Annotated in this window: 23 protein-coding genes and 1 pseudogene; 13 read left to right on the forward strand and 11 right to left on the reverse strand. The window is 68.9% G+C overall.

Translation table 11 applies throughout. The features are described from left to right. Positions 1 to 201 (forward strand): transposase family protein (locus ACZ7DE_RS39840; RefSeq protein WP_470769343.1); only part of this gene is annotated, 201 nt, incomplete at its 5' end. Here ACZ7DE_RS39840 and ACZ7DE_RS39845 read toward each other — a convergent pair. Together ACZ7DE_RS39845 and ACZ7DE_RS39850 are read right to left on the reverse strand one after the other, a co-directional pair. After that, the gene (locus tag ACZ7DE_RS39845; protein WP_470769344.1) at positions 189 to 986 is read right to left on the reverse strand and encodes a hypothetical protein; all 798 of its coding nucleotides are present in this window, start codon (positions 984 to 986) and stop codon (positions 189 to 191) included. The two genes, ACZ7DE_RS39840 and ACZ7DE_RS39845, sit on opposite strands and share 13 nt — an antisense overlap. A 2-nt stretch (positions 987 to 988) precedes the next feature. Continuing rightward, positions 989 to 2131, reverse strand: coding sequence for a hypothetical protein (locus ACZ7DE_RS39850; RefSeq protein ID WP_470769346.1), 1143 nt, complete (start codon positions 2129 to 2131; stop codon positions 989 to 991). Between the two features lie 205 nt (positions 2132 to 2336). On the opposite strand from ACZ7DE_RS39850, the gene ACZ7DE_RS39855 reads away from it, so the two are divergent. Both ACZ7DE_RS39855 and ACZ7DE_RS39860 read left to right on the forward strand, forming a co-directional pair. After that, the gene (locus ACZ7DE_RS39855) at positions 2337 to 2672 is read left to right on the forward strand and encodes a helix-turn-helix domain-containing protein (protein WP_470769348.1); all 336 of its coding nucleotides are present in this window, start codon (positions 2337 to 2339) and stop codon (positions 2670 to 2672) included. A gap of 249 nt (positions 2673 to 2921) precedes the next feature. After that, complete coding sequence (locus tag ACZ7DE_RS39860; RefSeq protein WP_470769350.1) at positions 2922 to 5054, forward strand: tyrosine-type recombinase/integrase; 2133 nt, start codon at positions 2922 to 2924, stop codon at positions 5052 to 5054. Between the two features lie 111 nt (positions 5055 to 5165). On the opposite strand, the gene ACZ7DE_RS39865 is transcribed toward ACZ7DE_RS39860, so the two are convergent. Then, positions 5166 to 7166 carry a tetratricopeptide repeat protein gene (locus ACZ7DE_RS39865; RefSeq protein ID WP_470769352.1) on the reverse strand — a complete coding sequence of 667 codons (2001 nt, stop codon included), beginning with the start codon at positions 7164 to 7166 and terminating at the stop codon, positions 5166 to 5168. Between the two features lie 230 nt (positions 7167 to 7396). Continuing rightward, entirely contained in the window at positions 7397 to 7867 is a 471-nt protein-coding gene (locus tag ACZ7DE_RS39870; protein WP_470769354.1) for a hypothetical protein, read from the reverse strand. 313 nt (positions 7868 to 8180) lie between these two features. Here ACZ7DE_RS39870 and ACZ7DE_RS39875 point away from each other — a divergent pair, with 313 nt between their 5' ends. Further along, on the forward strand, positions 8181 to 8351 hold the full coding sequence (locus ACZ7DE_RS39875) for a hypothetical protein (protein WP_470769355.1): 171 nt from the start codon (positions 8181 to 8183) through the stop codon (positions 8349 to 8351). A 186-nt stretch (positions 8352 to 8537) separates the two neighbouring features. Continuing rightward, entirely contained in the window at positions 8538 to 9218 is a 681-nt protein-coding gene (locus tag ACZ7DE_RS39880; RefSeq protein WP_470769383.1) for an ATP-dependent DNA ligase, read from the forward strand. Between the two features lie 235 nt (positions 9219 to 9453). On the opposite strand, the gene ACZ7DE_RS39885 is transcribed toward ACZ7DE_RS39880, so the two are convergent. Then, the gene (locus tag ACZ7DE_RS39885) at positions 9454 to 9630 is read right to left on the reverse strand and encodes a hypothetical protein (protein ID WP_470769357.1); all 177 of its coding nucleotides are present in this window, start codon (positions 9628 to 9630) and stop codon (positions 9454 to 9456) included. A 182-nt stretch (positions 9631 to 9812) separates the two neighbouring features. Here ACZ7DE_RS39885 and ACZ7DE_RS39890 point away from each other — a divergent pair, with 182 nt between their 5' ends. Beyond that, positions 9813 to 10433: a hypothetical protein gene (locus ACZ7DE_RS39890; RefSeq protein WP_470769358.1), complete on the forward strand. Its 621-nt coding sequence runs from the start codon at positions 9813 to 9815 to the stop codon at positions 10431 to 10433. A gap of 342 nt (positions 10434 to 10775) precedes the next feature. Here ACZ7DE_RS39890 and ACZ7DE_RS39895 read toward each other — a convergent pair whose 3' ends face one another. Together ACZ7DE_RS39895 and ACZ7DE_RS39900 are read right to left on the reverse strand one after the other, a co-directional pair. After that, positions 10776 to 10985 carry a hypothetical protein gene (locus ACZ7DE_RS39895; protein WP_470769360.1) on the reverse strand — a complete coding sequence of 70 codons (210 nt, stop codon included), beginning with the start codon at positions 10983 to 10985 and terminating at the stop codon, positions 10776 to 10778. 68 nt (positions 10986 to 11053) lie between these two features. After that, positions 11054 to 12502, reverse strand: a complete 1449-nt coding sequence (locus tag ACZ7DE_RS39900) for a hypothetical protein (RefSeq protein WP_470769362.1) — start codon at positions 12500 to 12502, stop codon at positions 11054 to 11056. Between the two features lie 502 nt (positions 12503 to 13004). Here ACZ7DE_RS39900 and ACZ7DE_RS39905 point away from each other — a divergent pair. Continuing rightward, positions 13005 to 13385, forward strand: a complete 381-nt coding sequence (locus tag ACZ7DE_RS39905) for a glycine cleavage system H protein (RefSeq protein ID WP_470769364.1) — start codon at positions 13005 to 13007, stop codon at positions 13383 to 13385. A gap of 483 nt (positions 13386 to 13868) precedes the next feature. On the opposite strand, the gene ACZ7DE_RS39910 is transcribed toward ACZ7DE_RS39905, so the two are convergent. Both ACZ7DE_RS39910 and ACZ7DE_RS39915 read right to left on the reverse strand, forming a co-directional pair. Continuing rightward, the gene (locus tag ACZ7DE_RS39910) at positions 13869 to 14063 is read right to left on the reverse strand and encodes a UBA domain-containing protein (RefSeq protein ID WP_470769367.1); all 195 of its coding nucleotides are present in this window, start codon (positions 14061 to 14063) and stop codon (positions 13869 to 13871) included. 600 nt (positions 14064 to 14663) lie between these two features. Further along, positions 14664 to 15598 (reverse strand): IS5 family transposase gene (locus tag ACZ7DE_RS39915; RefSeq protein ID WP_470769384.1). Its coding sequence is split into 2 segments (ribosomal slippage): positions 14664 to 15218 and positions 15221 to 15598, totalling 933 coding nucleotides; the frame shifts between segments, so codons are not numbered across the junction. Positions 15599 to 15653: 55 nt separating this feature from the next. Between ACZ7DE_RS39915 and ACZ7DE_RS39920 the strand changes: the two genes are divergently transcribed. After that, positions 15654 to 16160: an NUDIX hydrolase gene (locus tag ACZ7DE_RS39920; protein WP_470769369.1), complete on the forward strand. Its 507-nt coding sequence runs from the start codon at positions 15654 to 15656 to the stop codon at positions 16158 to 16160. A 325-nt stretch (positions 16161 to 16485) separates the two neighbouring features. On the opposite strand, the pseudogene ACZ7DE_RS39925 reads toward ACZ7DE_RS39920, so the two are convergent. Both ACZ7DE_RS39925 and ACZ7DE_RS39930 read right to left on the reverse strand, forming a co-directional pair. Further along, positions 16486 to 16740, reverse strand: a pseudogene (locus ACZ7DE_RS39925) (transposase); the annotation flags it as partial. Positions 16741 to 16950: 210 nt separating this feature from the next. Next, on the reverse strand, positions 16951 to 17259 hold the full coding sequence (locus ACZ7DE_RS39930; protein ID WP_470769372.1) for a DUF6415 family natural product biosynthesis protein: 309 nt from the start codon (positions 17257 to 17259) through the stop codon (positions 16951 to 16953). 292 nt (positions 17260 to 17551) lie between these two features. On the opposite strand from ACZ7DE_RS39930, the gene ACZ7DE_RS39935 reads away from it, so the two are divergent. The 5 genes from ACZ7DE_RS39935 to ACZ7DE_RS39955 all read left to right on the forward strand — a co-directional run bounded on the left by ACZ7DE_RS39935 (position 17552) and on the right by ACZ7DE_RS39955 (position 20550). Further along, a complete protein-coding gene (locus ACZ7DE_RS39935; protein ID WP_470769373.1) occupies positions 17552 to 17812 on the forward strand; it encodes a hypothetical protein in 261 nt (86 codons plus the stop codon). Beyond that, positions 17784 to 18311 carry a DUF6879 family protein gene (locus ACZ7DE_RS39940; protein WP_470769375.1) on the forward strand — a complete coding sequence of 176 codons (528 nt, stop codon included), beginning with the start codon at positions 17784 to 17786 and terminating at the stop codon, positions 18309 to 18311. Before ACZ7DE_RS39935 ends, ACZ7DE_RS39940 begins: the two co-directional genes overlap by 29 nt. Positions 18312 to 18335: 24 nt before the next feature. After that, complete coding sequence (locus tag ACZ7DE_RS39945) at positions 18336 to 19184, forward strand: helix-turn-helix domain-containing protein (RefSeq protein WP_470769376.1); 849 nt, start codon at positions 18336 to 18338, stop codon at positions 19182 to 19184. An 839-nt stretch (positions 19185 to 20023) separates the two neighbouring features. Beyond that, complete coding sequence (locus tag ACZ7DE_RS39950) at positions 20024 to 20302, forward strand: type II toxin-antitoxin system Phd/YefM family antitoxin (protein ID WP_470769377.1); 279 nt, start codon at positions 20024 to 20026, stop codon at positions 20300 to 20302. Beyond that, positions 20299 to 20550 carry a type II toxin-antitoxin system RelE family toxin gene (locus ACZ7DE_RS39955; protein WP_470769378.1) on the forward strand — a complete coding sequence of 84 codons (252 nt, stop codon included), beginning with the start codon at positions 20299 to 20301 and terminating at the stop codon, positions 20548 to 20550. Before ACZ7DE_RS39950 ends, ACZ7DE_RS39955 begins: the two co-directional genes overlap by 4 nt. Positions 20551 to 20719: the final 169 nt, after the last annotated feature.

A 20719-nucleotide genomic window follows, 5' to 3' on the forward strand; every position in this document is an offset into this window, starting at 1 on the left:
CCGTACTACCACCACAGCGAACAGCCCGAGCACTACCAGCAGTTCAACCGCGACCATGCCCGGCTCCGAGCCCCCGGCGAACGCGCCTTCGCCCGACTCAAGTCCTGGCGCATCATGCACAGAGCACGCTCGTCCACCCGCCGCATCAGCCGCACCATCCAAGCCATCCACACACTCATGACCTGCGACTATTCAGGATGAAAGAGGCTCACTGAACTTGAACGAGTGGATGTCCTGCTGGCGCGCTGGCCCACATCGGCGGCGTAGGCGGCCCAGTCCCCCGCGGATGCCTGCTGCCACTGGACGGCGACCTTGATGTGGACACCGAGCATCCGGGCGAGGATCGCGGCGGGGAGTTCGGTCGCGAGAGTGAACAGTGCGGTGGAGCGATCCTGTTTCGGTCGGATCCCGATCTTATGGAGACGGATGCCGATCTGGCTGTCGGTGAGGGGGCGCCCTGGATGTCCTCCCGGGAACAGCCAGGGAACGTCTTCCGGAGTGCCGATCTTGGCCTTGCCGCGGCGGGTCGCGACGAGTTCGCGGACGAGGCTGGCCAACGGCGCGGGCAGGACGACCGGCGAGGCGCCGAACGCGATGGAGACAGTTTCGCTGTCGAAGTCGACGTCATCGACGGTGAGTTGGCTGATGGTAGCGATCTTCTGTGCATAGAGGATCAGCAGCAGTCCCGCGACGCGGTCCGAGGTCGGCAGCGTGTCGTCGTTGAGGAGACGGCGGGCGTCAGCCCAGCGTTTCTCGCTGTCGATGGTGCCGAGCGGACCGGTCCAGCGGACGGTGCCGTAGGTCAGACCGTGGGCATGTCGGTGCTGTACCGACCAGCGGACGAAATGGCCGGTCTCGTCGCGGTAGCTGACCGTGGAGTCGGCCATCCAGCGTTCCAGCTCCGTCTGGGTGCAGGTCTCCAGTGTGAGCCCTTCACCGGTGAGCCAGTCGAGGAAGTTGTTCGCCGCGGTGACGTGGCAGCGCACGTTCAGGTCCTGGAGCCGGGTGGCGTGCTCTTCACCGAGGCGGCGCCGGAATCGGCGCAGGTGGTGCCAGACCGCGTAGCCGTGCAGGATCCGGCGCTCGGCGAGGCCGCTACGGGCGTGGACCGTCGCAGTGATCCATTTCTCCAGGGCGATGAGGCGCTCGTCGCGGGGCGGGAGGGTGCCGGTCGCGACCGGACACTGCGCAGGTGGGCCAGCACCTTGCCCGGGGGCAGTTCGTCGAGGACCTCGTGGGTGACGGGCCGCTCGTCGCGTCCGATGCGTTCCAGGAGGTCACGTGCCTTGGATCGGGAGACCCAGGCGAAGGCGACGTCCGGGCGCTCGGAGCTGGTCAACGCCTCGTGGAACGAGGTGAGTTCGGGCCGGATGGCCCCGGTCGCGTCGCCGAGGAGGTCGCGTACTCGCTGATCGAGGACGCATCGCTGGCAGGGACGGGTGCTGAGCTGCCAGGTGACGGTGCAGACTGGGCAGCGGCCCCAGAAGTTGGGGTCGGGGTTGGTGCACTTCGCGCACAACGGCGCCTCCCAGGTGCCGCTGCGGGCCTGGGCGACGGTGCCGCAGCTGCTGCAGGCCACCCATCGCTGCTGGCAGCGGTCGCACCAGGGCTGGCCAGTGGCCCGGGACATGTCACAGAGCGCCGTCCGCCCGCAGATGCCGCACTCCGCGGTGATCCTCGGTCGGCAGTTCTGGCAGCGTGGGCCATCAGGCAGCCGGTTCGCGACGGGCTTGCGGCGGCCGCAGCCGACGCACTCTTCCAGATTCGCGGGCTGCCTGATCATGCAGTTCGGACACAGCGGTCGGCCCTCAGCGTCGCGGGTGGCGGGCTCACGCATGGCGCCGCAGCCGAAGCAGGGGACGGCCGCGTGGCGGGCGAAGCAGGCCCGGCAGATCCTCTTACCCTCCAGCAGTTTGGACAGAGCCTTCACTTCGTGGCAGCGCGGGCAGGCCGGCCGGACGACCTTGGTCGCCCCGGCATCGACGAGCTCGTTGATGAACCGCAGGGCGGCCGGGGTGGGCGCCTCGTAACCGGCGCCGGTCAGCAGCTCGGGGCGGGAGACGAAGGCCCAGGCCAGGCGGCGCCGCCCGGCGGGCCGGACAGTGGCGCGTCCGAGCGCCGCCAGGACCACGTCGGTGTCGAGGACGGGATCGAAGCCCGTGATCAGCTCGGTGAGTTCCCGCAGCGGATCGCCGTCGGTGTCAGGGCAGTTCGCGCAGCGCGACCACGACCACGGTCCGGTATCTGGCGACCGCTCAGGCGGATCCGGAGCAGGCGTGCCGGGAGGCGGCTGGGCGAGCGGTGCAACGGCTGGTGAGCGATGCGGGGAGCCTGAGGTGAAGTGGAACTTGCGGTGGGTTGCGGCCAGGCAGGACATCTGGCGGCCCACCGATCTGCTGGCGGCGTTCCGGGAGGTGGGGTTCAACCCGTCGTTGAGCAAGGTCGCGGCGCTGTGGGGCGGCGTCCCGGTGACGGTGCGGCTGGACGACCTCGACCGGATCTGCCAGGCGCTCGGCTGCACGGTGGCCGACCTCCTTGAGGCCGAGCCGCTGACCGGTCACGGCAGTACCGAACAGCTGGAGACCCGCGCGGCCGTCGGCGATGACCGGCCGGTGCCGGCGCGGCCCACGGTCCGCAAGGACGGGCCCCGGCGTCTTCACCCGCCGAACTGACCGTGGGGAGCAGTTGATGACGCTGGTTCGGCAGTGTGCCGCCTGCCTGGTGTGGGGGCATTTGAAGATCGGCAGTGACGGGCTGTGCGCCGGCTGCCGGTCCTGGTGCCGGCTGTTCGCGCGCGGCGAGTGCCGCGGCTGCCTGGCGGCGGTGCCGGTGGACCGTGATGCACTGTGCCGGGCCTGTGTGATCGCCATCCGGCCGAGACCCGGGCCGGCTGCTCAGTGGTGCTGCCCTTCCCGAGGCAGATGCGCCTGCACGTGCCCGGGCTCGGAAACCACGAGGCGTGGCCCCTGCCGCGGCGCTCCCGCCGGGACCATGCTCCCCGGCTGGAGCCCGTGCTCGGCCTCTTTCCGGTGGACGATCCCCGGCTGCTTCCTGCGGCAGTGCGCGGCCAGCTGGCCTTGTTTCCCGTCCGGCGGCGACTGGAGCGGGCCGACTTCCACCGTTTCACCGCACGATCCTGGCCGGAGGAGGACGTGCTGGCCCGGCTGGCACAGGAGACCGCGGCCGCGCGGGGGCTGAGCCCCACGTGGCCGAGCATGGTGATGCGCCTGGTGCGCTTCGCTCTGGCCCTGCGGGATGCGAATGGTGAGGTGCTGGTGGCCGAGGAGGTAATCGACCAGGTCAACCTGCCGTTGAAGGAGGCGGCCGCGGAGGTGCTCGCCCGTGCCGGGCTGCTGCAGGCGCGCACCGGCCCCCGGCCGCCCGCGTGGCCGGTACGCGCCTGCGAGGACTGCGGGAGCTTCGGTATCACTGCCAGCCGCTGCGCGGGCTGCCAGTGCTGGCGCGGTAGCCGGACGACTCGCTACCCGTCCGGCCGGTGCTCGCGCTGCGAGCGTGACGGCCTGCCCCTCCACCCTGTCGAAGGCCTGTGCCGGGGCTGTTTGGTCTACGTACGCGAGTACGGCGACACGGCAGGTCCGCACACACAGCTGACCTTTGCTGGCGCGCTGGCCCACCAGCTGGCCACCAGGGCTGGAGTGCTCGGCTTCACGCCCCACAAGCAGTCCGGTCCCGCGACACGGCACATCATGCGCCGCCGTGCCAGCCGGAAGCCACCGCCGGTATCCGAGCATCTCCTCGATCCCCGGCAGCCGCCCCTGTTCACCATGACCCGGGACTGGACCGCGCTGCGAGGACTGAGCGCGGCCGAGCTTCCGGCCCTTACCGAGCGGGCCGCGAAACTGCTGGCCGGCTTCGCGCCGCTGACGCCGGTTCCCGACCCCCGGCACCCCGCACCGGCCGGTGCGGGGGTCCTGCGAACCGTCCTGGCCTGGCTCGGCGCGGAGGCGCCGTTCAGCGAGCAGGACGTCCTCGGCCTGGCTGCCACGTTCTCCCCCACAGCAACCACCCACGTCCTGGCGTTCCTGCGACGTCAGGGTCTTCTGTGCCCCGCCGACCCCGCACTGCAGCCCGAAGATGCGCTGCAGGAGATCCACGCCGAGCGGCGCCGACGGGTCAGCGACCTTGGCAGCGAACGCCGCAACCGGCGCCACGAAGCAGCCATCGCCGCCAAGCTCACCGTGCTGCCCCACCCGGTCGCCACCCAGGTCCAAGCCTGGGTGAGGGCCATGCGCGGCCAGGGCCGCCGCCGTCACCGAGCCGCCGAATACACCCGCATCCGGCGCAACCTCAACATCGTCCTACCCGTGCTCACAGCCTGGGCCGCCGCCGGCCTGGACCTGCGGCAGATCACCACCGAGCACATCCACACCGAACTCGACCAACGCCAGGGAAACCAGGCCCGCGCGCTGCACCACGTCCTGCGCAGCGTCTTCGCCGCGCTGAAGCAGGAGCAGGTCCTCTTCCACAACCCGACGTTGGAGATCTCGCTGACCACCGCGGTGCCTGTCCCCACCCCGCTGCCCAGCGACCGGCTCCGCGGCCTCCTGGACGCCCTCGACGGCCCCCGTGCCAGGCTCACCGTCGGCCTGATCGCGGTCCACGGAGTACGGCCCCTCGAAGTCACGCGGCTCAGACTTGACGACCTCAATCTGCACCGCCGCACCCTGCGGATCCGGCGCGGCGAAGACCACCAGCACGTCGTCCACCTGGACGCACTGACCCTGGACCTTCTCGCCGCCTGGCTCACCGAACGCCGCAGAAACTGGCCCGCCTCCCCCAATCCGCACCTGCTCATCACGAGCCATTCCGCCCACCACCCCGCCCAGCCGCCCATGAGCTACTGCGCACTGCGGGCCGCCTTCGATCAGACCGGCATGCTGCCCAAGCAGCTGTGGACCGACCGCGTCCTCGACGAAGCCAGACACACCGCCGACCCTGTTCACCTCGTCCGCGTCTTCGGCATTCACCCCCACACCGCCGTCAGGTACGTCCACGCCGCCCACCCGGACAAGGCTCTTGCGAAGATCCGCTGAGGCGACACCAGCCCCCGCGCGGTGATCCGCGCCAGCCGCAAAGCTAAGAGAGATGCATCCCTGGGGGAATCGAGCTGAGAGTCCAATGACTGGCGGGCGGGCAATGGATTTTTATCGGACACCACCGCTCGCACCATCAGCGTGCCCCCGCCATTGGGCGAGGTAGTACCGGATGGTCAGGGTGGTGGGGTGGTCAGAGCCCAGTATCCGCAGGGAATCGGCCAGCAGTTCGGCGAACGCGGTGGCGGCCCCGGCCGCATCCCCCGCCTCCCCCCGCCAAAGGGCAAGGTTCTGCCGGGCGAGCAGGGTGGCGGGGTGGTCGGGGCCCAGCACCCGCAGGAAGTCGGCCAGCAGTTCGGCGAACGCGGTGGCGGCCCCGGACGCCTCCCCCGCCATCCCCCGCCAGTAGGCGAGATTGTGCCGGGTGGACAGGGTGTCGGGGTGGTCGGGGCCCAGCACCCGCAGGAAGTCGGCCAGCAGTTCGGCGGTGGCGGTGGCGGCCCCGGACGCATCCCCCAACCGCCCCCGCCAGAAAATGACGTCGGCCCGGGTGTCCAGGGTGTCGGGGTGATCGGGGCCCAGCACCCGCAGCTGGTCGGCCAGCAGTTCGGCGAGCGCAGCGGCGGACCCGGTCACATCCGCCGCCGCCCCCGCACCCCTCCAGTAGGCGAGGTTGTGCCGGGCGGTCAAGGTGTCGGGATGGTCGGGGCCCAGCACCCGCAGCCGGTCGGCCAGCAGTTCGGCGGCGGCGGTGGCAGCCCCGGACGCATCCCCCGCCTCCCCCCGCCAGTAGGCGAGGTAGTGCCGGGCGGTCAGGGTGTCGGGGTGGTCCGGGCCCAGGTTCTGGCGGGCGGCGATGTGCAGGTCCTGGAAATAGGCGCGGGCGGCGGTAACGAGTCCGGTGTGACCGAGGCTGTTTCCGGTGCGGAAAAGAACCGGGTGGACGTCGGGCTGCCACAGGGCGTCTGAAGCGTGGGCAGTCAGGGCGGCGGTGTTGGCGCGCAGAGCCTGGCCGAGGACAGTGTCGCGTTCGACCTTGGGCCAGGCCTCAAACAGGGCGTCAGCGCAGGTACGGGCCGCCATGTCGCGTGCGGCGGGGCGCAGGGCTTCGCGGGTGGCCCGTTGGACGAGGTTGTGGACGCGCACCGCCTGGTGAGGAGCATCGGGGGTGTGGGCGACCAGGCTGAGCCGGTGCAGGCAGCGCAGCGCGTCGGTCGCATCGTCAACCCCGACCGCGCGCGGGGAAACGTCGAGATCGGTGCCACCGTCGGGGGTGCGGTGTTCGGTGAGGTAGGCGAGGGCTAGGGGCGAGGTCAGGACGGTGGCGGGGATGCCGTTGGGGTCGAGCAGGGCCACCAGGTGGAGCATGGGGCGGGCCAGGCCCGTCGGGCGGAGCCGGTCTGCGTGTTCGATGGACAGAGACCAGGTGGCGGCCACCGTGGCGCGGTGGGCGTCGGGCAGGCCGCTGTCCTCGGGGACCAGGTCGGGCAGGGTGCGGGCGCGGTCGGCCAGCCGTACGCGGTAGGTAGCGCAGTCCAGGTGGAGGTCGAGGAGATAGGTGACCGCCTGGGCCAGGGCCAGCGGCAGATAGCCCAGGTCGCGGGCGAGCTCCTCGACCTGCCCGGGGTCGTCGCGGCGGCGCCGGGCAGCGAGTTTGGCCCTCAGATAGTCGACGGCCTCGTCCTTGGTGAACAGGCCGACGTCGATGAGGTGGCCGGGCAGGGCGGCGTCGCGGCGGCGGCTGGTGACCACGGTGCGGCCGTTCGGGCGCGCGGGCGGCCACAAGTCACCCCGTCCGTCCGTGCCATTGAGGTGCGCGGGGTCACTCACGTCGTCGAGCACGATCAGCCATCGCCGGTCGGTGGAGTGGGCCCAGGCCAGAAAGCGGACGGCGGCCCGCTCAGGGTCGTCGAGACCGGCGCCTTGCGGGTCGTCGGGGTCGGTCACCGTGACAGCGGCCTCGGCGTAAGCGCTCAGGACCGCGTCCCTGCTGGTCGCGGTGACCCACACCAGCAGATCCACCGCCCCGGCCTGCCACGCGGTGCGGGCGTGGTAGGCGGCGAGCTGAGTCTTGCCGACCCCACCGGTCCCGGACAGCACCTGACACAGCACCGCCGTCCCACCCCCGGCCACCGCTCGCTCCAAAACATCGACGGCATCTCGGTGCTGGAAACAGTCCGCCTGCCGCGGGACCACGCCGACCAGCCGCGGCCAGGAGAGCGGCGCTCGTGGGGCGGCATGGTGCGTCACCGAATCGGCGCGGCCGACCACGAGGGCGCCGGACTGCGCGTAGAGCGATGTCTGCGCTGAGATGTGCGGGGACTGGCTGGCGCCGGGTGCGGTCAGCGCTGCTCCGGACCCGGCGTTGGAGGGTTTCCGAGGGTCACGTCGCCCATGCGCAGGGCGGCCGCCGACCCGCGGTCGGCCCTGATGTCGGCGTTGCCGCCGATGGCGATGCCGTCGTCCCCGGCGGTGACTCCGCCGGTGGCCTGCCGGGCCACCAGTTCGCGCAGTTGCCCGGCGGCTTCCGCGCGGTCCGTCTCGCCCAGGCTCTCCAGTAGGTCCTCGCACCGGGCCTGCCAGGATGCTTCCAGCCGGGTACGGACCTGGTCGGCGCCACCGGGGTCGGCGCGGTCCAGTTCGAGGGCCGACCGGTCCAATCGCTCCAGGGCCACCTGGGTTTCCCGCGCGTCCCGGCGGCCGAAGATGAGGGCCGCCCGGTCCCGGAATCCCGACCACACCTCGGTGCCGGCCGCCGAAGCCACCGCCGCCCCGAACGCCGAAGCCAGAACAACCAACGCCTGATCCAACATGTCATCCCCCCGGCAACGCGGCCAGCCCCCAGGCCCTATGCCGGTAAAGCGTACCGAGCCGGGCACCTCACCGAACCGCCTCGGCAGACTTTGAATCGAGGGCAGATCGCGCAACGACCGTCAGGCGTCTGCCCGGACTTCGACGCCACGGCCCCACAGTGGCTGAGACCGCAGCGGCCTGATGGCACTTGACAGCCCATTGAGATTCAACAAGCAGCGTAGCCCTTCGGGTTCGGCTGCTGTGCGGCATCGGGCCAGTACCAGTCCTGGCTGCGATCATCGCGCGCGACTGCCGATGACCGACGGAGCGGGCGTGCCCGCCAACTTTCCGAGCGAGGAGCAGCGCAAGCGCTTCGGTCGCTTCACCGAGGAACCCGATGAGGGGCAGCTCGCCGGGTCCTTCCTGATGGACCAGACCGCGCGGCGGCGGGCGATGGCCAGCACGATGCCGCGAGCGCGGACCTGGGCGTGGCAGATGTCGTAGTCGTAGCCGGGTCGGCGAATGGCCGTTCCGATCCTCCCCGGAGGCCGACTCGGGGGGCGGTTCAGAATCGGTGTCTTGCCCCCGACTCCGACGTGAGAGCCCCTGTGAATCACGCTGGGCCGCCGCCCCCGACCACCTGGAACCAACCCACCCCACCCATCAGAACCGCACCCACACGGGCAGGTTCTGAATGTTCGGGCTCCGGAATCCGCGAACCCGTGCGCTTTCGGGTTCGATCTGCTACGGCTGTCCGGGACGGACACAACCTCTTGGCCGTATCGGCGGCGCAGGGCCGCGCTGGAGTCCGTGTTCGCCGCCCGCCGGCTCATCGCGCCGTGGGCGCTGGGTCCGTCGACCACCGAGGCCGACGTCGTGTGCGAGTGGCTGACGTGGGCGTCGGTCGGGATGGAGGGGGTGGTCTTCAAGAGGCTGGACGACGCCTACCGCCCGTCGGTGAGGGGCTGGCAGAAGTACAAGGTCCGTCAGACGAGCGAGGCGATCGTCGGCGCGATCACCGGTTCCCTGGTTGCTCCTCGCACCCTTCTGCTCGGCAGGTACGACAACGAAGGACGCTTTCAGTACGTCGGGCGCACCACCGCCCTCGCCCAGGCGGCAGGTGCGGCGGTCGCCGGTCTGCTCGCTGCGGGGCGGCGCGGTCATCCGTGGACAGGCTGGTCGTTCTCCGCCGGGTGGGGCAGCCAGGAGAAGCTGAACGTCACGCTGGTGGAACCCGGGCTAGTGGTGGAAGTCGGCGTCGACGTCGCCCGCGACGCCTCCGGCCGGTGGCGACATCCCGCACGCTGGCACCGGGCCCGCCCCGACCTCTCCCCCGCCGACGTCCCCCGCCTGACGTCACCGCCCCACTGACGGCGACCGGGCGCGACGGCCCCGGCCCACGCGCAACCGGCTGAGCGCGCCCCAATCCCCGGCCGCGCCGCCCATCCCGACCTCCCTCATCCTCAACTCCAGCCAGGGCACGGACGCGGGGGCGCTCCTGCGGGGTGCGCAACAGTAGGCGCAACCCTTGGCGCAACATCCAGCGCAACCGATAGGCGCAACCCCCGTCGCAACCTCGTGCTCCTGGCCGTCCGGGGCATCCCGGTCACGCGGCCCGGACGGCTCGCCGGGCTCGGGTCGTCTGCCGGAGCTCGCAGCGCGCCGCTGGCGCCGAGGGAACGGTCTTCCAGTAGGGGTGCCACCACAGCCGAACGGACAGGCGCAGCAAGCGGCGCAGGGTGGTGGTGTCGCGGGTGCCGGGTGCGGCGAGCACGTCGTCCATGTTGGGCAACGGTGCGCGATGACTCCACGGCAGATCCGGCCGCGGCATGCCCGACAAGAAGGACATCCCGACAGGCGAGCGTGTGCCAGATGGACAGACCGAAACCTTTCTCCTTCACTTTCGAGTGATAGAGCCGGTGCCAACACCGACCTCGAGGCAACCCGCAGTCCCAGAGTCAGACTATGCCTGCACTCGACTTGAGCGAGCAGCTTCGCGAGCTCGTCGTTCCCGTCACCACCGCCGTCGTTACGGCCGTGATCGGCGGCATAGGGCTCATGCTCAAGGACTATCGAAGTAGAAGAGACTTCGAGCATCGACATAAAGCGCGACTCGAAAAAGCCAACTCAGAAGTTCAGTTCATCACAAACTGGATTCAGACCAGAGAGCTGTTGAGGCCCGCAGCTGGTGCCACGCAAGCAGCCGAAGCCTGGCTCGAACGCTGCTACCAGTCCGCCGAAGAAGCCGGCAAGGAGACCGCAAGTGAGCCCCAACGTGCGGGGCTCCGGCGTCTCCTAGTCTTGCAGCACCTGGCTGGACGTCAGGCGCAAACAATACGCGTGCTCTACTGGGTCTCCTTCGCCTGGCTAAACGCATATACGGTCGCCTCTGTCCGTGAGTGGGCAAAGTGGTTGACGCCTGGTGGCGAACATATGCGTTACGAGGACGTCGTATTCCTCCCGTTCGGCATCGCGGCGTCCGCCTTCCTCGCCGCGTACCTTCGCAGAAGGTGCCTCGCCCTAGATGCACATGTCCGACTCCCCCCACGAACGCCCACAGCGGAGCGCCGCCGTAGGAGCCCTTGATTCCCGCATACCCGTATACGCTCCAAGCTGGCGAAGACGCCGTCCCAGGCGCAACGAAGCAACTCCGTGTGCGGAGAGCGCCACCATTTCCGCCTTGGCATGTGGTGCTCCGCCTCGAAGGCGTCGGCTTTTGAAGAGCTGATGCGTGGGAGCGTTCCTTACGCCAGGCTGCGGGCGGCGGTGTCGCTGCTGGGGGGATCGGACAAAGGGATGCGGACCGTGATGGCGCAGCATCGGATAGCGCCGCACCTCCGGCTCCTCGGAATCCAAGGTGCGTCCGGCGATGTCAAGCAGCGCCTCTTCACGCTCGCTCTCGTATTCAGTCAGCAGCTTATTGGCCAGTTAGTCCGGGTTGCGCAGCCAGAAGTCCAGTTTCTGCAGCTTGACCTGCGTCCGCATGACACCCACGGCCTGTTCCAGCGCCGGCATGGCCTTCTCCGCTGCTGTCAGCGGCTCGCACGCCCTGTCGATCAGCAGCAGCAGACGCACCGCGTCTTGCTCCCTGCTGGTCACCGGGTCCCCTGGCCCCCGGTCCGCCCCCTCGTGATCCATTGCGACAGAGTAACCGTACGCACACGAGCCTGACCATGGTGTGACCGCAGCAAAGGCGGCACGCGACGTCACTTGCGGTCGGGTTCGGCGTTGTCGGGTGCTTCCGGATGGTCGTCGGCAATGGTCCACTGGCCGTCCTGGCTGAAGGGCCAGGGGTGGGCCCAGGTGTCGCCCCCGAAGTGTTCGCGCAGGTTGTGCTGTGAGGCCGGGGGGTCGGGAGGCATGGCGAGGGGAGTGCTTAGTGGATCGATGGAGGATGCGTACAGCTCAGCCCACTCGGTCCACTCACCTGCTCTGCCTGACTGGCGGGCTGCGGAGCAGAACGCCCGGATGTCCTCGGCCATGCGCCAGCGTTCCACCTGGTCTGCGATGACCGTCTTGCGGTGGTGGGTGATCTGGGTTGCGCGGGCCTGGCGCAGGGCTGCGTACCAGTTGCGTTTGCGGGCTGCTTCTTGCTGCTCCCGGGCGATGCGTCGTTCTTCGGCTCGGGTGGCGAGTTCCTCCAGGTCGTGGAGAAGGTGGCCGATCCGTTCTTCGAGCTTCCACCGCGCACCGTCTGAGTGGCTGTAGGGCGGGCTGCCATAGGTTCGGTTTGGAGTAGTGATCACGAGTCGGCCGTCGGGGATGTGGTCGTATTTGGGGATCTTTTGCCAGGGGTGCTTCTCGTGGTTACGGAGCTCCTGCGGGGTGGACTCATGGGGCACTTTGGTTGTGCGCTCGGTGATCTCCCAGGGATAGTCGTGGCCTTTGATACGGATGACCAGCCGGTGGGAGGTTTCCCCGTGGTGCAGGCTCGTGTCGGTCGTGACCTCGTAGCCGCGTCGTTCTGCTTCGGTGATGAGCGCGTGGGCGATACGCAGGGCCCGGTCGGTGAGGTGACGCGAGAGGTGAAGGGGGACGACGTCCGGTAGATCCCGTGTGTCCACCATGGTCTTCGCGCGTCCCAGTTTCTTGAGCGTGCGGTTGACCAGCGCGTGGGGTTTCGACGGGAGGTGTTCGGGGACGTCGACGGTGGGGATGGGGGGCGCTTCTGCGGCCTTGAGTGCTGCTTCATCCAGGAGTCGGAGGACTACGTCTCCTTTGTCCCTGCCGTTGAAGCGCAGCTTGCAGCCGTCAGGGACGTGCCTGTGATGTAGTGCGTGGTAGTAGGCAGCTCGCCAGCGGGCGCGTGTCTGCGGTCCTGGGTGCGGCACCGTGAGCGTGCCGTGGGCTTCACGGATCCGGGCTAACAGCTCAGGTCCGTCGGCGGGTGCCAGAGCGGCCTGGGCGGGGTCGTTCTTCAGCCGCTGCTTTTCCTCTTCCACTTCTTTGGGATGCTTGCCGTGCTTGAGGTAGAAGCGGCCATCAGCAGTGATCACTGCAGTCTGTCGTCCTGTGGCCCAGCTGGTCTTCACCAGCGTGCGTTGCTGAAGGGCCCACAGAACGCCGCTGTGCACGCCTTGGGCTTCGAACCCCTTCGGCGCTGCCGCCACCTGCTTCAGGAGCTCCAGCTGCTTGTCGTTCAGCGAGTACTTCATGTCCCCTCCATCAGCGCGACACTCCACCGAGTCCAGGCCCCGCTGGCAGTAAGGCGCAGTGAGGCTCTCAGTGCGGGAGGATCGGATGTTTTTCATCCGAGCGGGTGTGCTCGCCATACCGCTTGGGACCGGTAGGACAGTACGGAGCCCGGGTGGCGGGCCGACGTCGAGTGGATGCTGCTGTGGACCGAGAACACCGCCAGCCATCTGACCGAGGGCGGCCATAGGGGTGGGCCAGCGCCTGGTGGAAGGGATCCTTGCGAAGCGCTCCGGAGGTAACAGATCCCGGGGCGCTTCGCGGCCTTCCATCGACCACCGGCCCGGGTTCCACCAGCGTGACGTTCAGCTTCTCCTGGCTGCCCCATAAGGCCCGCACGGCGCGGTGGACAGACGGACCAGCGGTTTGCGTCGTCAAGAAACGTCACGTGACGCGAGGCAAAGTGCGGCGGCCATGACACAGTGTCATAGTCGATCACGCAGAGTCCCATAGAGGAGCCGTGCCGTGTCGAATATTCCTGACAGCCTCATGTTCACCGCGAACCACACATGGGTCCGCGACGAGGGCGGGCTCGTGACAGTCGGCCTGACCGACTACATCGTGCAGGATCTCTCGGACGTCGTGCTCGTAAAGGTGCCCGAGGAGGGCAGGACCGTCCGGGTCGGGGAGACCATCTGCGTTGTGGAGTCGACCGCGGCTACCCACGAGGTCTACTCCCCGTTCAGCGGTGAGGTAATCGGGACGAACGTAAGCCTCGAAGCGTATGCCGACTGGGTGAATCATTCCCCCTACGACCAAGGATGGCTGTTCAGAATCAAGCCGATGGATGGTGCCCCCACCCTCAACCTCCTCGCCGCCGCCGAATACGAGAGACTGGTCGGCTGACCACCCTGCCGCACAGCACCCACCGCCCGACGCATCAGGTTCCAGCGTCCTCTCCGTTGGGGCCGTCCCCAGCACGGCGAGCCGGTCGACGCCAGCAGTGCCGCGACATACTCCAGCTCCATCCAGTCGCCAGCTGGCCCACGGAGTCCAGCAACTCAGCCAAGTCCCCAGAGCGACGTCATCCGCCGACCCGCTTTCCTTCGGGCCTGGTCCGGCAGGCTGAGCCAGCGGCCCCGGCCTCGGGCCGCGCCCGCTGCGCGATCCGGACGCCGCGGAGGCCCTCGGTGGCACCGGCCTCGCACTGACGCCCGCCGACGTAGCCAGCCAGGGAACCCGCCCGGCGATCTTTCCGTGAACCTCAGCAAACCCGTCAGTCGACCTGCTAGCCGAGCATGATCGTTCTGGCCGGGATTTTGCTGTACCCCCAACTACTCCACCCGGACTCGTCGACGATGCTGACCAATCACGGTCGCGGCTCGCCAACTATCGGCTGACCGCCATGATCGCGTTGATGAGGTCGCCACCGCTCTCTTTCAAGGCCCTGACAGCCTTCGCTCTTGACGCACCAGTCTCATTCATGACCACTTCGATGTCCTTGGGGTCAACCCCGGTCTCGTCGACGGTGGCCTCGATGGTGTCGTCCTCAGGCTCAGGAACGTCTTCGAAATCTTCTGGCATGAAGTCCTCCAAGGAGCGAAGAAGTACCGCTCAGCCCTTCCACTGCTCAGGCACCGTGAAACAGGTGCCCCACCGTCACGGGCGGCGTTCCCTAGCCACTTTGCGTGAGTGCTCCAGCCGTCCGCCGTGGGGTGCTGGGCTCGGTCGCTTGATGAGGCCCGCAGCGTCGGCGACTAGGACGCCAGCGAGCTGAGGAGCTGAGCCCACCCGAGGCTCGCGTACGAATACCGCGGACTTGAATACGTACCTGGTACCAGCTGCCCGCCCCGACCTCTCCCCCGCCGACGTCCCCGCCTGGCGTCACCGCCGCACTGACGACGGCCGGGCGCGGCGGCCCCGCCGACGCGCAACCGGCTGAGCGCGCCCCGATCCCCGGCTGCGTCCGCGCCGCCCATCCCGCCCCTCCCTCATCCTCAACTCCAGCCAGGGCATGGTCGAAGGGGGTCGCAACGGGGATGTCAGCGGCCCGACCACGCCGTACGCACGTGGTGACCTGGGCAGACTTCGGGGCGCTGTGGAGGCCGGCGCAACCTCTACCGCAACGCTCAGCGCAACACTTGGCGCAACCTCTACCGCAACACCTAGGACTTGTCCGGGCGATCACGTTCGGAGCCAGATGACGAGGGCTGCTGCCGTGGCGGTGCCCAGGTAGACGTAACCACGCTTGTCGTAGCGAGTGGCCACGGCCCTGGACTGCTTTAGCCGGTTGATCGCCCGCTCGACGGTGTTGCGTTTCTTGTACCGCTCTTCGTCGAAGCCAGGCGGCCGCCCGCCGCGTGAGCCTTTGCGCAGGCGGGCGGCTTGGCTGTCGGTTTTCTCCGGGATCGTGTGCCGGATGCCCCGGCGCCGCAGGTACTCGCGGCACGGCCCATTGCTGTAGGCCTTGTCGGCCGCGACGCTGTCCGGCCTTTTCCGCGGCCGGCCCGGCCCAATTTTCGGTACCCGGATCTTCTCCAGCACCGGCTTGAACTGCGTGCAGTCAGCCCGCTGACCTGGTGTGACGACCAGGGACAGCGGCCGACAGCGGCCGTCCGCGCTCAGGTGGAGCTTGCTGGTGAACCCGCCGCGCGAGCGGCCCAGGCCCTCACCTCCCGCACCACCTCCACCAGGCGGGCATGCAGGCTCTGCCACGGGGTTTCGTCCTGATGTTCCTTCGGTTCGGCCCCCTTTGAGCCGGCGGGGGCCGGTGGCGGGTCGGTGCGCGCGCCGGCCGCGTGCTGATGCGCCCGCACGATGGTGGAGTCCACTGAGATGTCCCAGTCGATCTCACCCGCTGCGTCGGGTGCGGCCTGGACTTGCTGCAGCAGACGCTCCCACGTGCCGTCGGCCGACCACAGTCGGTGGCGTTCGTAGACCGTCTTCCACGGCCCGAACCGTTCGGGAAGGTCACGCCACTGCACGCCGGTCCGCACCCGGTGCAGAATCCCGTCGATCACCTGCCGGTGATCCCGCCACCTGCCACAACGCCTGTTGCTCGCCGGCAGGAACGGCCGCAACCGATCCCACTCCGCATCCGTCAGATCGCCCCGCCCCATGACCACCACAACGAAACGGGCAAGCCGGGGAAACGCCCGGCCTACGCTATCGGCCATGCCCACTCACAACCCGTCGTTCACCGTCCACGACGACGTCGAAGTGCCCGATCCCGCGTCGGGCGAAGTCTGGACCGTCGGCGCCGTCATTCTCAACCGGGATGGCGAAGCCTTCGCGCACAAGCGAAGCCCGGACCGACGCCTCTTTCCCGACACCTGGGACATCGTGGGCGGCCACGTCGAGGCTGGGGAAACGGTCCTGGAAGCTCTCGCACGTGAGGTCGAGGAGGAGACCGGCTGGCGCCTGACCCACGTGCGACGGTTCCTTGGCACCACGACCTGGACGGGCGACGACGGCGGTGGACTCCGTCACGAGGCCGACTATCTCGTCGAGGAGGTCGACGGCGACTTGGACAACCCCACGCTGGAATGGTCCAAGCACTCCGCCTACGACTGGTTCAGCCCCGACAACCTCGCCCGCCTCAAAGAGAACCGCAGGCCTGGGGAGTTCTTGATCCACGACCTCATCGCACGAGCCATTGAAGATCGCCCGGACAAGTCCTAGGTGCCGCGCGGCAAGGTTGAACACGCGCTGTTTTAATGGCCGAAGGTCCCAGTCCAAAGCCCAGCCGTGGCCAGCCTCCTGCTGCCGGTCAGCCACCACTCCCAGCACCGTGACGGCGCTCTCCTCATACGTCATCCGCACCCCCCAGGCGACAGAGCCGCCAGCCCGGGTGGCTGGCCCTCGCCGGGGCAACAGGCGATGAAGCGCTCAGGTCACGCACGCTGCTCTCGGTCCTCTTTCCTGGCCCTCCGGGGAAAGCTGTGCCTATAGCCAAATGTTGGGGTACCGCCCGCCGTCGACGATGGTGTCTCGCCGAGTGGTGTAGTCACTGGCCGAGCTGATCTGGTTCCGGCGGGGGAAGCCGGCGGTCGTCGCAGGTTGTTTTGGGGTTGAGGAGTTCGGCCATGGAGCCTTCTGAGAGGTAGCGGCGATCGAAGACCTGCCACTCGTCGTGGAGCTCGGCCAGGACCGCGGCGGCCAGCCGATCCAGGGCTGCGGGGTTGGGGAAGACCTGCACGACATCGGCCCCCCGTTTGATCTCCCGGTTCAGCCGCTCCAGCGGGTTGGTGGACCAGCAGCGACTGGACGAGTGATGTGCCCAGGTGGGGTACGCCGTTGATCTGGGCGCCGACGGAGAAGACGACGCAGGTGGGGCGGTCGGCTCGGACTCGGGGCGCAAGGATGTCTGTAACGGTGCTGAGCGCGTTGGCCAGCACCGTGTTCGGTGAGACGGGATACGCAGTCATGGGATGCTCCCTGGCTGGTGTGCGAGGCTTGGTGACGGACCTGCTCAGCTTTTGCTGAGCGCCGCGTGGTGGTCGCACAGGGCGTTGACGGACCGGGCGAGCCTCATAGCGACGGACATGCGGACGGGGCTGTTGTCACCGGTCCCGAGGCGGAGACGCGTCTCGGCTTCGCGGACGCCGGCCATCGCGCACACCGCGGGGATGTCGCCCTTCGGCAGCCCACAGGCCAGCTTCTCGACATCGGGGATCAGCAGTTGAAGGTGCCCGCGCAGGGTGAGCTGCAGCGTCTCCAGCTCTTGAGGGCTGATCGGCTTCGCGTCCTCGGCAAGCAGCCGGTGCGCGGTGGCGCGCATCGCGACAACGTCCAAGGGCAGCTGCTCAACGTCTCCTGCTGACACGGGTGAGGCGGTACGGTTCGGCACGTCGACTCCTCGCAGTCGGCCACACCCCGGGACGTGACCGCCTCGCCGGGGTTCGACATACCCGGGAACGTAGAGCTGTCCTGCCCGCCACGGCCACCGATGTTCACAGATGTTCGCGATGGTCTGTAGTGCCTGTTCGCTGGCCTGATCGCGTTCTTGACGTCGACTGAGGCGAGCGTCAGCGTGTGAACAACTGCGAACGCCGAGAGCACCGGAGGCAGTCATGTCACTACGGTTCATCGGGATCGATCCCAGTACCGGCCAGGGAGAGAGCCCCACCGTGTGGGTCGACGACACGAGGGGGGAGATCGTCATCCAGGGATGGAAGCCCGACCTCGACATCGAGACGGCCTGCGCCACGTTCGAGGTCCCCGGCCACGCTGTCGGCATCCCCGACCACGAGCAGGTCGTCCGAATGCCGGCCCGCATGGCCCAGATCCTGAGGGAGGCGTGCGATGCCGTCGAGCGTGCCGAGCTTTGCTGACCTCCTTGACGGGGCGACCGAGTCGGCCCTGCACCTGGAGATGCGGGACTCGTACGGGGTGGCCAGCGAGGTCGAGGCTTTGACCCGGTGGCGGGCGACGGGCGAGGTCGACACCGACCCGGGCTCCCCGTACTGGGCGCCGTGGACCGAACTGGTGCGGCGCACCGTGGCCCGGGGCGTGGCCGTGCGCCGCGCCCGGATCGTGTCGGAGCCCGTGAGCGACTACGTCCGCTACGAGCACGCCGGGACGGTCGTGAACCTCGCGGCCGGCGAGGAGGTGCGGTGGCTGCCCCGGCGACGTGCTTCTGACATTCCGCTGCCAGGCAACGACTTCTGGCTGATCGACGGCCGGCTCATCCGGTGGAACCACTTCACCGGCGACGGGGCGAGCGCCCCCGGCGAGATCAGCGAGGACCGTAGCGCTGCCCGACTGTGTGCTACGGCGTTTGAGGTCGTATGGTCGCGGGCTGTCCCGCACGACGAGTACAAGATCCGCTAGCTACGAAGGGTCCGGCCGCACCACATGGTCACCTCCCCGTCCACCTCAGCCCAGGCCCAACGCGATCGGGTCGCGCGGCGTCTGCGCGACCTGCGCGCCGAGGCAGGGCTGACCGGGACCCAGCTGGCTGTGCGGTGCGGCTGGACCCACCCGAAGACGTCAAGGCTGGAGAACGGCCGGACACCGCCCACGCCGGACGACATCCGCCGCTGGTGCACGGCGTGCGGTGCCGACGACCAGGCGGCGGACATCGTTGCGCAGTCGAGAGACGCGGAAACGGCCTACGCGGAGTGGCGACGGCAGATGCGCGCCGGGCTGAAACGGCTTCAGTCCAGCTACACCGACCTGTTCCGGGCGACGGAGTTGTTCCGGATCTACTCACCCACCCTCGTTCCGGGCCTGCTGCAGACGGAGGGCTATGCCCGCGCGATCCTCGCCGGGGTCGCGGACCTGTACGATGCGCCGGACGACATCGACCAGGCGACGGCGGCCCGTCTGGAGCGGTCGAAGATCGTGGCCGAGGCGGGGCGCCGGTTCGTGATGGTCATGGAGGAGAACGTCCTGTATCACCGGATGGGCGACGCGGCCGCGATGGCCGCCCAGCTCGGCTACCTGCTCACGGCAGGGGCGCTGCCGACGGTGTCCCTCGGTATCATCCCGCACGCGGTCGAGCGGACGCTGTGGCCGCAGGAACTGTTCCACGTGTACGACGACCAGCTCGTGTCGGTGGAGCTGATGTCGGCCCGGGTACGGGTGACGCAGCCGTCCGAGGTCGCACTGTACGTGGACGCGTTCGAGCGGCTGAGGAGGATGGCCGTGTACGGAGCCGACGCCCGCACACTGATACTCCGTGCCATCGAGGCGCTGCACTGACCCCAGGCACAAGAAAACGGCCCGGTGGACGCGTTCGTCCAGCGATACCGCAGTGAGGCCCGGACGTAGCCAGGGTTGACTCGCGCCCTGCCCGCGAGTGCGCGCCGTCGTGGTGTATCAAGCTCCATCATGGGCTTCGCTGCCCACTGGGCTGGTGCCCTGGAAAGCGGTGACCGGTGGCCGGTGATTGCTGCCGAGGAGAGGTCGAGTGTCCGGCTGTCGACCGCATCATGCTCGACACCGGCCTGGCCTACCTGCCTGCGGTGGACCGCTGACCGGCATCGTTGCGACAGATGGTGCGGCTACATGCCATCACAGTCGCGCCGGCCCCGCCCCGACCATGAGGCCGACCACGGGTACGGCCGTGCCACGCCCAGCCCCGACCATGGCTGGTCAGCGTGCTATGCCTGTCGGTGCCCGGTGCCCGGTGCCCGGTGCCCGGTGCCCGGTGCTGGTCCAGGGGACTCGTTGGTCGGGGTTGTGGATGGGGTGCCATACGGGTGCGGAGGGGCTTTGGTGGAGCAGGTCGGCCAGCGGTGCCGCGAGGGCAGGGGCGTCGTATCGGAAGCGGGACGACACCAGCAGACCGGCTCCGGCGTGCAGGGCGTGGATTCGGGTTTCGATGCTGGTGGGTCCGGTGCCGTCCAGGACGAACAGGATGCGGGGGAAGAGAGGTAGTGCCGTCGCCAGTCCTCAACGACTGGTTCCTGGAGGGTTGGCCGGCGTCCCGGGGCGATGTGCCGTCGGACGCTGATCCGGGCCAGGTCCTTCTCTGCGAGGCCGCGCACGGGGTACCGTTCCCGCACCGTACAGAGCCGCAGGTGTGTACAGTTTAAGGTATGGATGAGACGTACCCGCTCGTGCAGGCGCGCAACGAGCTTGGACAACTGGTCAGCCGCGTTCGTCACGGTCGCGAGCACTTCGTGATCAGCGAGTACGGCAAGCCCGCCGCAGCCCTCATTCCCATAGACGAACTCGAGGAGCTGCGTCGCCTGCGCGATGAGGCAGAGATCGCTGAAGCCCAGCGCCGCGTGGCTGCGCCCACCGGTGAGCCCCAGACGCACGAGGCGTTCATGGCTGCCCTGGAGGCCGAGGACCGCCAGGCGGCCGCCTCGTGACGTACACCGTGGTCTGGCAGCACCAGGCCATGACCGAGTTCCGCCGCCTGCGTCAGCTCGACCCCACCGGTGCCAAGGAATGCGCGGCCGTGGTCCGTGCCCTGGCCGACGACCCCCGCCCGGCGAACGCCCGTCAGCTCGGCGGCTCCGCATTCTGGCGGCTGCCCGTCGGGGATTGGCGCGTCCTCTACCAGCCCGATGACGACACCGTCACCGTCATTGTCCTGAAGGTTGGACGCGTCGCCTGATGCGGCAGGGCGTGGTTGTGTCCGCGCCCCTCAACCCAGTCGAGTCCGAGTCCGGCGAGCCACTCCGCGCCTGCCAGCGGCCCAATCACCGGCGGCGGTCATGTGTACCGCCGCGCCGAGTGCCACCCGCGGTGTGGCAGCAGAAGCCACTGCCACACCGCGGGTGACC

Source organism: Streptomyces sp. NPDC037083 (assembly GCF_055606485.1).